Annotated in this window: 14 protein-coding genes; 7 read left to right on the forward strand and 7 right to left on the reverse strand. The window is 59.7% G+C overall.

Features of this window, described 5'->3' with window-relative positions:
- The first annotated feature begins 101 nt into the window (after window positions 1-101).
- Window positions 102-401 carry a PilZ domain-containing protein gene (locus tag PMI32_RS16990; RefSeq protein WP_008028431.1) on the forward strand — a complete coding sequence of 100 codons (300 nt, stop codon included), beginning with the start codon at window positions 102-104 and terminating at the stop codon, window positions 399-401.
- A gap of 62 nt (window positions 402-463) precedes the next feature.
- Here PMI32_RS16990 and PMI32_RS16985 read toward each other — a convergent pair whose 3' ends face one another.
- Window positions 464-1,153: an MlaA family lipoprotein gene (locus tag PMI32_RS16985; protein WP_008028433.1), complete on the reverse strand. Its 690-nt coding sequence runs from the start codon at window positions 1,151-1,153 to the stop codon at window positions 464-466.
- 201 nt (window positions 1,154-1,354) lie between these two features.
- Here PMI32_RS16985 and pcrP point away from each other — a divergent pair, with 201 nt between their 5' ends.
- Window positions 1,355-1,975, forward strand: a complete 621-nt coding sequence (gene pcrP / locus PMI32_RS16980; protein WP_008028434.1) for an HAD superfamily inactivated hydrolase PcrP — start codon at window positions 1,355-1,357, stop codon at window positions 1,973-1,975.
- Window positions 1,976-2,084: 109 nt separating this feature from the next.
- A complete protein-coding gene (locus tag PMI32_RS16975) occupies window positions 2,085-2,348 on the forward strand; it encodes a DUF4404 family protein (RefSeq protein WP_008028435.1) in 264 nt (87 codons plus the stop codon).
- A 165-nt stretch (window positions 2,349-2,513) separates the two neighbouring features.
- Here the strand turns inward: PMI32_RS16975 and queF are convergent, their stop codons facing one another.
- Both queF and copI read right to left on the reverse strand, forming a co-directional pair.
- A complete protein-coding gene (gene queF / locus PMI32_RS16970; protein WP_008028439.1) occupies window positions 2,514-3,344 on the reverse strand; it encodes an NADPH-dependent 7-cyano-7-deazaguanine reductase QueF in 831 nt (276 codons plus the stop codon).
- Between the two features lie 61 nt (window positions 3,345-3,405).
- On the reverse strand, window positions 3,406-3,927 hold the full coding sequence (gene copI / locus PMI32_RS16965) for a copper-resistant cuproprotein CopI (RefSeq protein WP_008028441.1): 522 nt from the start codon (window positions 3,925-3,927) through the stop codon (window positions 3,406-3,408).
- A 155-nt stretch (window positions 3,928-4,082) separates the two neighbouring features.
- Here copI and PMI32_RS16960 point away from each other — a divergent pair, with 155 nt between their 5' ends.
- Window positions 4,083-4,763 carry a heavy metal response regulator transcription factor gene (locus PMI32_RS16960; RefSeq protein WP_008028443.1) on the forward strand — a complete coding sequence of 227 codons (681 nt, stop codon included), beginning with the start codon at window positions 4,083-4,085 and terminating at the stop codon, window positions 4,761-4,763.
- A complete protein-coding gene (locus PMI32_RS16955) occupies window positions 4,763-6,112 on the forward strand; it encodes a heavy metal sensor histidine kinase (protein ID WP_008028444.1) in 1,350 nt (449 codons plus the stop codon). Before PMI32_RS16960 ends, PMI32_RS16955 begins: the two co-directional genes overlap by 1 nt.
- Window positions 6,113-6,220: 108 nt before the next feature.
- Here PMI32_RS16955 and PMI32_RS16950 read toward each other — a convergent pair whose 3' ends face one another.
- The 3 genes from PMI32_RS16950 to PMI32_RS16940 all read right to left on the reverse strand — a co-directional run bounded on the left by PMI32_RS16950 (window position 6,221) and on the right by PMI32_RS16940 (window position 9,471).
- Entirely contained in the window at window positions 6,221-7,465 is a 1,245-nt protein-coding gene (locus PMI32_RS16950; protein WP_008028446.1) for a lipoprotein-releasing ABC transporter permease subunit, read from the reverse strand.
- Between the two features lie 64 nt (window positions 7,466-7,529).
- Window positions 7,530-8,213: a lipoprotein-releasing ABC transporter ATP-binding protein LolD gene (gene lolD, locus PMI32_RS16945; protein WP_167362922.1), complete on the reverse strand. Its 684-nt coding sequence runs from the start codon at window positions 8,211-8,213 to the stop codon at window positions 7,530-7,532.
- Window positions 8,214-8,220: 7 nt separating this feature from the next.
- A complete protein-coding gene (locus tag PMI32_RS16940; protein ID WP_008028449.1) occupies window positions 8,221-9,471 on the reverse strand; it encodes a lipoprotein-releasing ABC transporter permease subunit in 1,251 nt (416 codons plus the stop codon).
- A gap of 94 nt (window positions 9,472-9,565) precedes the next feature.
- Between PMI32_RS16940 and PMI32_RS16935 the strand changes: the two genes are divergently transcribed.
- Window positions 9,566-10,144 carry a PilZ domain-containing protein gene (locus tag PMI32_RS16935; protein WP_008028451.1) on the forward strand — a complete coding sequence of 193 codons (579 nt, stop codon included), beginning with the start codon at window positions 9,566-9,568 and terminating at the stop codon, window positions 10,142-10,144.
- A 14-nt stretch (window positions 10,145-10,158) separates the two neighbouring features.
- Window positions 10,159-10,881 carry a glycerophosphodiester phosphodiesterase gene (locus tag PMI32_RS16930; RefSeq protein WP_008028453.1) on the forward strand — a complete coding sequence of 241 codons (723 nt, stop codon included), beginning with the start codon at window positions 10,159-10,161 and terminating at the stop codon, window positions 10,879-10,881.
- A 42-nt stretch (window positions 10,882-10,923) separates the two neighbouring features.
- On the opposite strand, the gene sthA is transcribed toward PMI32_RS16930, so the two are convergent.
- On the reverse strand, window positions 10,924-12,318 hold the full coding sequence (gene sthA, locus PMI32_RS16925) for a Si-specific NAD(P)(+) transhydrogenase (RefSeq protein ID WP_008028455.1): 1,395 nt from the start codon (window positions 12,316-12,318) through the stop codon (window positions 10,924-10,926).
- Window positions 12,319-12,506 lie beyond the last annotated feature (188 nt).

Raw genomic sequence — 12,506 nt, forward strand, 5'->3', positions numbered from 1 at the left:
GTTTCAAGCTCACACCGATGGTCGCTTGACGTCTTTACTTGTCAAATCACCGAGAGTTATAAGAACTGATAAAACCGTAACCCAATGGAAGGATGAAGCCCATGAGCCAAACCGAACGGGACTACAGCGAAAAGCGTGATTTCATCCGCATGCGAGTCGATGCCGATGTCGCGCTGATTCATGAAGGGGACGAAGTTGCAGCCGTCTGCATCGACCTTTCCAGCAGTGGCATGCAGGTTGAGGCACCGCGTCGGTTCAAGGTCGGCGACCGGCTCAGCGTGCGGATCGACTCCGACCATGCGGCACTCAAAGGGCTCGAAGCCGACACCGAAGTGGTCCGGGTTAAAGAAGAGGACGGCGCCAGTCAGAAACTCGGCCTTACAATCTTGAAAATGAAATAACCCGGATCCAAAACCAAAAAAGGCGGCCATCAGGCCGCCTTCTTCGTTTTTACCGGTCTAAATCAAAAATCGTCTTCGACCTGACCGTCTTTGACTTTGAACTCGCGGTTCTGCAAGTACGCATTGCGGATGAAGGTGTACTTGTCGCCGCTGATCAGCTTCTCGGCCGACAGCAGGCTGGCGCGGGTGTCGACGATGTTCAGGGCGAAGATCGAGTTACGCACAGGTACGTCGTGGATGTACGGGTATGGGCCGGTGTAGCCGTCGACAAATTTGGCGGGGGCATCACGCAGAGTGCTTGGGCCCAGCAACGGCAGCATCACGTACGGGCCGCTTCCTACACCCCAGTAGCCCAACGTCTGACCGAAATCTTCGTCGCTGCGGTTCAGGCCCATCTTGGTGCCCACATCGAAGAAACCCAGCAGGCCGAAGGTGGTGTTGAATATCAGGCGTGCGGTGTCGACGCCGGCAGCGGCCGGTTTGGCCTGCAAGATGTTGTTGGCAAGGTTGGTGACATCACCGACGTTGCGGAACATGTTGTGGATGCCGTCTTCGAGAAATTGCGGGGTCACGAACTGGTAGCCCTGCGCCAGAGGCTTCAGCGCATAGGTGTCGAGCACGTCGTTGAACTTGTAGATCGGACGGTTGATGCTTTCCCAAGGGTCCTCTTCCGTGGCTGCCTGGGCAGCGAACGGGGCCAGCAACACACTGGCGCATACACAAAACTGAGCTAGATGATTGCTCCAGCGCATAGAAAAACTCCTTGGTTTGTACTGGCACGGGCATCTTGGCCCGGGCATTAAGCTGGCTAGTATAAGACGGAAAAGCCGCTTTAGGCAGCATCGTGCGTGATGGCCTACGGATGATTCGCCATGACTGTGAGCGATTCACATCCATGTCACTCAACTGTCACCGGCGGCGCATAGCCTTGACGCTATTTCAGGGATGTTGACATGCCGCACGCCGAAACCTTGCCCCTCGCCGCCCCCAGCCTGACCGCCGTCCTGTTTGGCCTCAGCGGTTGCCTGGTGGACTTCGGCGCCCGCACGCGCCAGCACGGCGACCATTGCGCCGAGCATGCCGAAGTCACACCTGGCGCTCTGGACAGCCTGCACAGTTTGCAGCGCCAACAGATTCCCTGTGCCTGGCTCGACGAACTTCCTCCCGCATTGAGCCTCTCGCTGGCCGCCGCCCTGCCCGACTGGGTCAAGCCGTCGCAACACCCCGCAACAATCAATCCGTGGCCAGCACCGAACGCATGCTGGCAAGCCTTGATGGCGTTGAATGTCGGGCAACTGGATGGTTGCGTATTGGTCAGCGGCGAACCGCGATTGCTGCAATCGGGCCTGAATGCCGGGTTGTGGACAATCGGCCTGGCCTCCTGCGGCTCGCTCTGCGGGCTGGCGCCCAGCGAATGGCAAGCCTTGAGCCAAAAGGAACGCGAGCACCTGCGCGGCAAGGCCACCGTGCAATTGTTCAGCCTGGGCGTGCATTCGGTGATCGATCACCTCGGCGAACTCGACACCTGCCTGGCCGACATCAGCCTGCGTCGGCTCAAGGGTGAAAAGCCCTGATCGAGATCATGCAGGTTGCGCGCGAGTGGATTAATCTAAAGGTCAGCCATAGACCTTTGGCGCGCTGCCACGGTCTATGCCAGTGCCTATCGATAAAAGGAAGAACGCCATGCCTGCCCGCGAACTGCAACAACAGCTCAATGCCCTGCGCGAGCAATTGGAACAGAATCCTCCGCTGACCGAAGCAGAGCGCGCCGACCTGCATGCGCTGATGCAACAGATCGAACTTGAGCTTGAGCTCGAAACCAAAACCCAGGACTCCAGCCTCGCCGATGGCGTAAACCTGGCCGTCGAACGCTTTGAACTTGAACATCCCGCCATTGCCGGCACCTTGCGCAACATTGTGCAATCTCTGGTCAGCATGGGGATCTGAACCCGCCAGATACAAAAAAGCCCCGCTAGTGATAGCGGGGCTTTTTCATAGTCCGGATTTGCAATGCAACCCCCTGTAGGAGCGAGCCTGCTCGCGATGGAGGATCAGTCGACATCGATGTATCTGACCCTCCATCGCGAGCAGGCTCGCTCCCACAAGTAATCTTTACTGGCGGACCAGGCGATGGTTCGGCAGTTGCACGTCTTCAGTGCTGCGATACGGGTTGATGTCCAACCCGCCGCGACGCACATAGCGCGCGTACACCGTCAATTTCTCCGGTTTCAGCAAGCGTTGCAGGTCGAGGAAAATCCGCTCCACGCATTGCTCATGGAAGTCCGAGTGCTGACGGAAGCTCACGATGTACTCCAGCAGACTCGCGTGATCCAGCGCCGCGCCACGGTATTCCACCACCACGCTGCCCCAGTCCGGCTGACTGGTCACCGGGCAGTTGGATTTGAGCAAATGACTGTGCACGCTCTCCTCGACGATGCGCGAATCATCACAACGCAGCAGCTCCGGACGCGGATGCTCATAGTTGCTGACGCTGATGTCCAGGTCATCGATGCACACACCCGGCAGCGCCACGACGCCTTCGGCTTCAACGTCTTTCAGGCGGCGAACCCGCACGCCGACCGGCTTGCCTGCCGCAGCGGACAGGTCGTTCACCAGCGTCGCTTCAAGGCTTGCGATATCGGCAAACGGTGTCTGATTCAACGAGTTCAAATACAGCTTGAACGACTTGGATTCGATGATGTTCGGCGAATCCGCCGGGATGCAGAATTCGCCGATCGCCACCACGGGTTTACCAGACGGCAACAGCCACGACAGCTCGAAGCAGTTCCAGAAATCCACGCCTTTATACGGCAGGGTTTCAGCCGTCAGCCCCAACTCGGCCCATTTCGCGGTGCGCGGGATCGGAAACAGCAAGGACGGCGTGTAAGTGGCGATGTATTCGCTGGATTTACCCAGCGGCGAGTGTTCGGCTGCGGGATGCATGACGGAAACCTGACTGAAGAATCAGCGGATTCTACCAGCCTTTGCTCGCGCCTTAGAGTGCTTACTGACTGACTGTCAGTTTACCGACCATGCCAGCCTGATAGTGACCTGGAATATTGCAGGCAAATTCCAGGTTGGTGGCCTTGGTGAAGGTCCAGGTCAGTTCGGCGGTTTTGCCCGGCTCGACCAGCACGCTATTGGGGTCATTGTGCTTCATACCATGATCCATTCCCGCCATCGCGCCGTGGTCCATTTCCTTCATCCCTGTAGGCGTAAGCATGCCGCTCTGCTGCATCTTCATCATTTCCTGCTGATGTTTTGCATGCATCGCCGCGTCACCGAGGTTGAATTCGTGCAGCAACTGGCCTTTATTCACCAGCACAAAGCGAACTGTCTCACCGGCCTTGATATCGATGGTCTTTGGGGTGAACGACATGTCGCCCATCACCACTTCAACGCTGCGGGTCGCCTTGGTAGCCGGGGCCGGCTGCCCGAAGTCGTAGGTGTGCGCCGGCGATGCCCACACCGGCGAACTCAGCACCAACAGGCACGCAGCCAGCACCAGGGGTTTGCGCAAAAACATAGTCATACTCCAACAAGATAAAGTTCAGCCTGTGGAAAACACTAAACTGCGGCCACTGCCCGTAACCTGACAGCCAGATTACAACTTTGTCAGGTTGACCTGCACAACCGCTGCCCACGGTATAAAGCGTTCGTTCCATTTGCCTCGAGTCGCCCATGAAACTGCTGATCGTCGAAGACCAACCGAAAACCGGCCATTACCTGCGTCAGGGCCTGACCGAAGCCGGGTTCAACACCGAACTGGTGGCCGACGGCGACACTGGCCAGCAATTGGCATTGAGCGGTGACTACGCGCTGTTGATCCTCGATGTGATGTTACCCGGTCGCGACGGCTGGCAAATCCTCCAGGCAGTGCGCAGCGCAGGCCTCGACACGCCGGTCCTGTTTCTGACCGCGCGAGACGCAGTGGAAGACAGGGTTCACGGCCTCGAACTGGGCGCCGACGATTATCTGGTCAAGCCGTTCGCCTTCTCCGAACTGCTGGCCCGGGTTCGCAGCCTGTTGCGTCGCGGCAGCACCACGCCGCAGGAAACCAGCCTGCAACTGGCCGATTTGCGCCTGGACCTGATCCGCCGTCGCGTCGAACGCAGTGGCCAACGCATCGACCTGACCGCCAAGGAGTTCGCCCTGCTGGAAATGCTCCTGCGCCGTCAGGGCGAAGTGCTGCCCAAATCGCTGATCGCTTCCCAGGTCTGGGACATGAATTTCGACAGCGACACCAATGTCATCGAAGTCGCCATCCGCCGTTTGCGCCTGAAAATCGACGACGAGTTCCCGAACAAGTTGATCCATACCGTGCGCGGCATGGGTTACGTCCTCGAAGAGCGCCCGGCCTGATGCGCCGACTTTCATTGAGCAGCCGTCTGGCGCTGCTGTTTGCAGCTTGCACCGCCGTGGTTTCGTTGTTCGCGGGCGTTTTGTTCAGTCGAGCCAGCGAGGCGCACTTCGTTGAACTGGACCAGCAATTGCTGGACGGCAAGCTCATTGGTTTGCGCCGAGCGCTTCACGATCTTCAGTCCAGTGAAAGCGAAGTCAGACTGGCGGATGAATTGAACCGTCAGGCTGATTTGTCCCTGCGCATTTCCGGCAGCGATGGCAAGCGCTGGTACGACAGCGCCGCGAGCCTGCCCGATAAACTTCCGCAGACGCCGGGTTTGTCGACCATGAACGACAACGGCACCGACTACCGCGTCCTCAATGCGCCGTTGTTTGTCGACAAGCCTGACTCACCGCAATTGACCCTGCTACTGGACATCACCCACCACCAGCACTTTCTGCAGCGCATGCAGCACTTGATCTGGCTGACCGTCGGTTTGTCGGCCCTGGCGACTGCGCTACTCGGTGCCTGGGCGGCACGCAGCGGGTTGCATCCGTTACGGCGCATGAGTGCAATCGCCAGTGGCGTTTCCGCGCAGTCGCTGAACGCCCGACTACCCGAAGAAAACATGCCGCCCGAACTTGCGGAAATGGCCCACAACTTCAACGCCATGCTCGGACGCCTTGACGACTCTTTTCAGCGGCTCTCGGCGTTTTCTGCCGACATCGCCCATGAACTGCGCACCCCCCTGTCAAATTTGCTGACCCACACCCAGGTCACCCTCACCCGCCCACGCCCCCTTGAGGATTACCGCGAAGCACTGCACAGCAACCTCGAAGAACTGCAATGGATGGCGCAACTGGTCAACGACATGTTGTACCTGGCCAAGGCTGATCACGGGTTGCTGATGCCCAAACGTGAACCCCTGGAATTAGCGGAAGAAGCGGATGTGTTGCTGGAGTTTTTTGCGCCATTGGCCGAAGACGCCCAGGTGACGTTGAGCCGTGAAGGCAACGCGCACCTGGAGGGCGACCGGAGCATGTTGCGTCGGGCACTTTCGAATTTGCTGGATAACGCGCTGCGATTCACGCCGGCCGAAGGTGAGGTCCGGGTGCGGATTATCGAGCGGCCAGAAGGTTTGCGCCTGACCGTTGAGAACAGTGGCGAAGGCATTGACGGGGCATTACTGCCGCGTCTGTTTGATCGCTTCTACCGCGCAGATCCGGCGCGTCAGGAAGGCAGCAGTGAACATGCGGGATTGGGTTTGGCGATTACCCAGTCGATCATTCGGGCCCATGGCGGGCAGATTCGTTGCGAATCGGAGAATGGGTGGACGCGGTTTGTGATTGAGTTGCCAAAAGGGGATTGAGGCTAGCAGGTCCGGCCCCTTCGCGGGCAAGCCCCGCTCCTACAGGTTTTGTATCGACGCAATAAAACCTGTAGGAGCGAGGCTTGCCCGCGAAAGCGGTGTAACGGCCTACGAATACCGCAACGCGTGAGCCGGTTCGATCTTCGCCGCCCGCCACGCCGGGTAAACCGTGGCGAGGAAGCTCAACACAAACCCGGCCGAGCAAATCAACAGCACATCCCCACCCTGCAATTCCGAAGGCAGGTTGCTGACGAAATACACGTCAGAACTGAAGATGTGCTGCCCACTGACCCGCTCCACCCAGCCCACCAGCTCACTGACGTTCAGCGCGGCAATCACGCCGAGCACGCCACCGATCAAGGTGCCGAACACGCCAATCACCGTGCCCTGGACCATGAAGATCGCCATGATCTGCCGTGGCGTGGCACCGATGGTACGCAGGATCGCGATGTCCGCGCCCTTGTCGTTCACCACCATGATCAAGGTCGCGATAATGTTGAACGCTGCCACCGCAACGATCATCAGCAACAGCAGGCCGATCATGGTTTTTTCCATCTTCATCGCGCTGAACAGGCTGCCCTGGGTGTGAGTCCAGTCGTCAGCCTTGTACGCCGTGCCCAAGCCGCCAGCGATATCGCTGGAGACCTTCGGCGCAGCGTACAAATCCTTCACCGCCAGACGCACACTCTGCACCTGATTCGGTTCCCAATGCTGCATCTGCGCGGCATCTGCAACGTGGATCAGCGCCATCGAGCCGTCCAGCTCTGCGCCGACCTTGAACACGCCCACCACGTTAAGACGCTGCATGCGCGGGGTGATTCCGCCCGGTGCGGTGCTGACTTCCGGCACGATCAGGGTGATCTTGTCGCCGACATTCAAGCGGAAACGTCGCGCCGTGATCTCACCGATCACCACACCGAACTCACCCGGCTTCAAGGCATCGAGACGCCCCTGGACGATGTGCTGGGCAACGATCGAGACCTTGCCTTCCAGCGCCGGGTCGACACCACTGACCTGAATCGGCTGCATCGTGCCTTTATAGGAAAGCATGCCTTCCATCTCGGTGAACGGCACGGCGGCGGTCACTTCCGGGTTTTTCATCGCGGCGTCGGCCACCGGCTGCCAATCGTCGATCGGGTTCACGCCGACGATGGTCGCGTGAGGCACCATGCCGAGGATGCGCGAGCTCATTTCGCGCTGGAAGCCGTTCATGACCGACAACACCACGATCATCGCCAGCACACCGAGGGCGAGGCCGATCATCGAGGTCATCGAGATGAACGAAACAAAGCGATTGCGGCGCTTGGCGCGGGTATAGCGCGTGCCGATAAAGATCGATAACGGTCTGAACATTCGCTGGGGCACCGTATAAAAACAAAAAGACCCGACGTCTTTTCAGACATCGGGTTTCGGCCAATCAGATAGGCGTCAGGCAACCTTCCTGCAAATGCAGGACGCGATCCATCTGGCGAGCCAGGTTCATGTCGTGAGTCACCACCAGGAACGCCGTGCGCATCGAGGTGCTGAGTTCCAGCATCAAATCCTGAATGCCTTGGGCGGTGTGGGAGTCGAGGTTACCGGTCGGCTCGTCGAGCATCACCAGCCCTGGCTTGTTCACCAGCGCGCGGGCGATGGCCACGCGTTGACGTTCGCCACCGGACAATTCCGCCGGTTTGTGCTCCAGGCGATGGCCCAGCCCTACCCGCTCCAGCAACGCCGTCGCACGCTGACGCGCTTCCGGGATCGCGGTCTTGCCGATCAGCAGCGGCATGCAGACGTTTTCCAGCGCGGTGAATTCCGGCAGCAAATGGTGGAACTGGTAAACGAAACCCAGCGACCGATTGCGCAACAGGCCGCGATTCTTCTCGCTGAGTGCCGACAGCTCTTCGCCGTCGAGCCAGACGCTGCCCTTGGTCGGCGTATCGAGACCGCCCAGCAGGTTGAGCAAAGTACTTTTGCCCGAACCCGAGGTACCGACAATCGCCACGCGCTCACCCGGATGCAGCTCCAGTTGCAGACCGGCCAACACTTCTACCGATTCCGGGCCTTCCTCGTAGGATTTGCCCAGGTTGCGGCAGCTCAAGATTGCTTTATCACTCATGCCCGACTCACTCATAACGTAGCGCCTCCGCAGGCTGGGTGCGCGCGGCACGCCAGGCTGGATACAGGGTGGCGAGGAAACTCAGGACCAACGCGGCGGCGCAGACCATCAACACATCCTGGCTCTGCACTTGCGACGGCAGGTAATCGATGAAGTACACGTCGGCGTTGAGGAATTTGTGTCCGATCAGGCCTTCGAGCACCGAGATCGCGGCGCTGACGTTCAGCGCGGCGAAGATCCCGACCACGGCGCCGATCAGCGTACCGACCACACCGATGACCGTGCCCTGCACCATGAAGATCGCCATGATCGAACCCGGCGTGGCGCCGAGGGTACGCAGAATGGCGATGTCGCCCTTCTTGTCGTTCACCACCATCACCAGCGTGGAAATGATGTTGAACGCGGCCACGGCAACGATCAGCAGCAACAGCAGACCGATCATGGCTTTTTCCATGCGGATCGCCTGATACAGATTGCCGTGGGTGCGGGTCCAGTCGCGGGCGTAGAAATGGTCTTCACCGAGCTGCTGGGCGATGTTCCACGCGGTGCGTGGCGCCTGGAACAAGTCGTCGAACTTCAGGCGGATGCCCTGCACCTGATCCGGTTTCCAGCGGTGCAGCTTCGCCAGATCCTGCAGGTTGGTGACGCCCAGGTAACCGTCGATTTCACCGGCGCCGACATGGAAGATGCCGACCACGGTAAAGCGTTTCATGCGCGGGAACATGCCGGCCGGGGTCACGGTGACTTCCGGCGCAACGAAGGTCAGCTTGTCGCCGATGGCCGCGCCGAGCTTGGCGGCCGCCTTGTCGCCGATGACGATGCCGAAACTGCCGGGCGCGAGGTCGTCGAGTTTGCCCTGCAGCATGAACTTGTCAATGATCGACACCTGGCGTTCCAGCGCCGGGTCGATGGCATTGAGCAGCACCTTGGAGACCTTGCCGTTGTTGGTCAGCAAACCCTGCATCTGGGTAAACGGCGCCACGGCCGTCACTTGCGGGTTCTGCTTGACCTTGGCGGCGAGGCCCTGCCAGTCGCTAATCGGCTCACCGGACTCGATGGTCGCGTGGGGCACCATGCCCAACACGCGCGTGCGCATTTCATGATCGAAGCCGTTCATGACCGACAGCACGACAATCATCACGATCACGCCGAGGGCAAGACCGATGATCGAAGTCAGGGAAATGAACGACACAAAATGATTGCGACGCTTTGCACGGGTATAACGCGTGCCAATAAATACGAAGAGAGGTCTGAACATGTCGGGGCTTGTTCGGAGGGAAAAGGAACGTCCTTGTGGCGGGGGTCGATAACCAGCTTTACACTCAGACCACCGCCGCTACCATGGGTTCGCCATGTCGACATTAGATGAAGAAGATCGCCGCGAATACTACCGTATCGAGGACACGATCGCACTGGAAATTCGGCCCCTGTCCGCTCCCGAAGCCGCAGGCCAGGAAGTGTTGCAGGATGCTTCCCCACTCTTCAACCTGCTCAGCGAATTGCACCTGAGCGAATTCGAGTCGCAACACCTGCTGCGCCAGATCAGTGAACGCGACCGCAACCTCGCGGCGTTCCTGAAATCCCAGAACAAACGCATCGATCTGCTCAGCCAGGTGATCGCCATCACCGTGCTTGGGCAGATCGGCGAGCCGCAGCCCGTGATCATCTCGGAAGGCGGCATCGACTTCCAGTATCCGACCGCTATCGCTGAAGGCACTCACTTGTCGGTGAAACTGGTGCTGATGCCACAAGCCCTCGGCCTGTTGCTTCGGGCGCGCGTCACCCATTGCGACCGCAAGGGCGGCGGCTTCGACATCGGCACCGAGTTCGAACGCCCGACCGATGCCCAGCGCCAACTGCTGGCCCGCTACATTCTGCAAAAGCAGGCCCAGGAACGACGCCTGGCCCGCGAAAACGAATCAGGCAATTAATTTAAGGAAGAACCGTGACCCTCATCTACGGCCATCGCGGCGCCAAGGGCGAAGCACCGGAAAACACGCTGAACAGCTTTCAGCAATGCCTCAAGCACGGCGTGCGCCGTTGCGAACTGGACCTGCACCTGTCCATGGACGGCGAGCTGATGGTCATCCACGACCCGACGCTCAAGCGCACCACCGACCGACGCGGCAAGGTGGTCGAGCATACGGCCGCCGAGCTGGTGACCTACGACGCGCGCAAGGGCGGACCGGGCTGGATCAAGCCGTGCCCGATTCCTACGCTGGAAGAGCTGTTCGAGAAATGCGATTTCGAACACTGGCAGCTGGAAGTCAAAAGCGCTTCACGCACCCGCGCCGCGACCACCGTCCTGGCGATTCGTGAAATGGCCGTGCGTCATGGCCTGCTCGACAAGGTGACCATCACTTCAAGCTCGCGCGAAGTACTGAAAGCCGCGCTGGACCTGGTGCCGGACGTGTCCCGCGGATTGGTGGCCGAGTACGCCTGGCTCGACCCGTTGAAGGTCGCAGCAAGCTATGGCTGTGAGATTCTGGCGCTGAACTGGACCCTGTGCACGCCGGAGCGCCTGGAGAAGGCACAGCGACAGGGGTTGCATGTGTCGGTGTGGACAGTCAACGAGCCCGCGCTGATGCGCAGACTCGCCGACTTCGGCGTTGACAGCCTGATTACAGACTTTCCCGGTTTGGCCACCGCCACGCTCGAGAATTGCTGAAATCGGTCTCCCCGGCCGGCTCAGGCCACCGGCCGGAGCCGCTCAAAAAAGCCGGTTGAGGCCATCGTACGCCGCTACTCGATAGGCTTCGGCCATGGTCGGGTAGTTGAACGTGGTGTTGACGAAGTACTTCAGCGTATTCAGTTCGCCCGGCTGGTTCATGATCGCCTGACCGATGTGCACGATCTCCGACGCCTGATAACCGAAGCAGTGAACGCCCAGCACTTCCAGCGTTTCGCGGTGGAACAGGATCTTCAGCATGCCCTGAGGCTCGCCGGCGATCTGCGCACGCGCCATGCCCTTGAAGAACGCCTTGCCCACTTCGTACGGCACTTTGGCCTGGGTCAGCTCCTGCTCGTTCTTGCCGATCGAGCTGATCTCCGGAATGGTGTAGATGCCGGTCGGTACGTCGTTGACGAAACGCCAGCTGCCGTTGTCGACGATGCTGCCAGCCGCCGAACGGCCCTGGTCGTGTGCGGCACTGGCCAGGCTCGGCCAGCCGATCACGTCACCGGCGCCGTAAATGTTCGGCACGCAGGTGCGGTAGGCTTCGTCGACTTCGATCTGGCCACGGCTGTTGACCTTGACGCCGATGTTTTCCAGACCCAACTGATCGGTGTTGCCGGTACGACCGTTGCACCAGAGCAAGGCGTCGGCCTTGATCTTCTTGCCGGACTTGAGGTGCAGGATCACACCGTTGTCCACGCCTTCGACGCGGTCGTAGTCTTCGTTGTGGCGAACCGTGATGTTGTTGTTGCTGAAGTGGTAGCTCAGCGCCTGGGAGATTTCCGAGTCGAGGAAGCTCAACAACTGGCCGCGGTTGTCTACCAGCTCAACCAGTACGCCCAGACCACTGAAGATCGACGCGTATTCGCAACCGATCACGCCGGCGCCGTAAACGATGAGTTTGCGCGGGGTGTGGCCGAGGCTGAGGATGGTGTCGCTATCGTAGATACGCGGGTGATGGAAATCGATGTCCGCCGGGCGATAAGGACGCGAGCCGGTGGCGATGATGATGTGCTTGGCCACCAGTTTTTCAACTACACCGTTGGCGCAGACCACTTCGATGGTTTGCTCGTCGGCGAAGCTGCCGGTGCCGAAGAACACGTCGACGCGGTTACGGGCGTAGTAGCCGGTGCGCGAAGCGACTTGTTTGGAAATGACTTTCTCGGCGCTTTTCAGCACGTCCGGGAACGAGAACCAGCGCGGCTCACCAATGGCCCGGAACATCGGGTTGGTGTTGAACTGCATGATCTGCCGGACGGAGTGACGCAGTGCCTTGGACGGGATGGTGCCCAGGTGGGTGCAGTTGCCGCCAACCTGGCGACGACTATCGACCATCGCCACCTTGCGCCCTGCTTTGGCGGCGTTCATTGCCGCGCCTTCTCCCGCCGGGCCGGAACCCAGCACCACCACGTCGTAGTTGTAGACAGCCATGCATACTCCTCAGAACAGGCCGCGGCACTCTCGGCACCTGCGGCTAAATCACGCCGATCTGCGGCGTGAAGGAACAATTTGGGGCCAGTGCAGAACCCGGACACAGTCTATAGAAGCGTCAACGCCGCGCACATTAACCCTTGGTCGCGTCGTAGGCTACTTTTGCCTGCACTACAACGCCAGTTTTC

The sequence above is a fragment of the Pseudomonas sp. GM60 genome (assembly GCF_000282415.1).
Taxonomy (GTDB): domain Bacteria; phylum Pseudomonadota; class Gammaproteobacteria; order Pseudomonadales; family Pseudomonadaceae; genus Aquipseudomonas; species Aquipseudomonas migulae.